Below are 999 nucleotides of genomic sequence, written 5' to 3'. Positions count from 1 at the left end.
CCGCCTCAAGCCGGTCTTCCTCAACCTGCTCGACCGCGACGCATCGAAAGAGCCCCCGCTGCCGTTCCTCATATTTGAGGCGATCGGCCGTGAACTCGGGTATCCAACTGATCCGAACTGGCTGCTCGAGTGGGCATGGACGCTTGACATGGAGTACGACGATGTCTGGGAGTCGCTTCAGAACTTCGAGCACGACGGAAAGACGTTCGAGGATGTACTCTCCGAACGGGCCTCGCTACGCAGTTGGCTCTACGACGCGTTGCCGGCGATGCCAGAGACGTCCGGTACAGAGCTCAACACTCCTTCGGGCGTGAAGTCCTCAATCGAAACTGCGGAAGAGGACGTCGAGCCCGAAGCGTTCGACCCCGAGGATCTCGTCGCGCGGGTCGAGACTGCGATTGACGCCCTAAACGGCGGGCGCAAGCAGACCGAGTTGCTGCTGGGTCTCGACGAGGTTGCGCTTTTCGTCGGGGACAGCCGTCATCGCTACCGGGAGTTCGAAGAGACGATGGAAGCGCTCCAGCGTGGCCCGAACCCGGTGGTCGTCACCACCGGTCAGTATTCACTCCCGGATACGCGTGAGAGCCTCATCGGTGAGCCGCCCGAGGACCACTGGACACACCAACAGGTTCCGCTCGAAGGGGCAGACACGGAGATCATCGTTCGAAAACGGTGGCTCCAGAAATCCGATCCCGAGGGCAGAGAGCGTGTCGAGTCGATGGTGGCGTCGATGCCCGACCTCTCACTTCATTCGTACTCCTCGGTGACGAGTGCGGACCCGGACCCGATCGAGTCCTATCCGTTCCGCGAGTACGACCTGTCACTCCTGCGAACGGTAATGCAGGAACTCATTACGCAGGGACGGTCAACCGACCGAGACTATATCCAAGGGCGAGCGTTGCTCGTTCTGGTCAGGTCGCTGTTCACCAAGTTCGGGTGGGCGTCGAAGGAGGCGGGGTCGCTCGTCACGTGGGACGTCCTCTTCGACCTGCTGGTCGA

At 61.4% G+C, this 999-nt stretch carries 1 pseudogene; it reads left to right on the top strand.

Going from position 1 to position 999, the window contains the following annotated elements:
* A pseudogene (locus tag EXE42_RS15890) lies at positions 1-999 on the top strand (hypothetical protein); the annotation flags it as partial.

Source organism: Halorubrum sp. SP3 (assembly GCF_005435195.1).
GTDB classification, from domain to species: domain Archaea; phylum Halobacteriota; class Halobacteria; order Halobacteriales; family Haloferacaceae; genus Halorubrum; species Halorubrum sodomense.
Note: the sequence above shows the minus strand (reverse complement) of the source record. Positions and strands in the feature narration are given on the sequence as shown.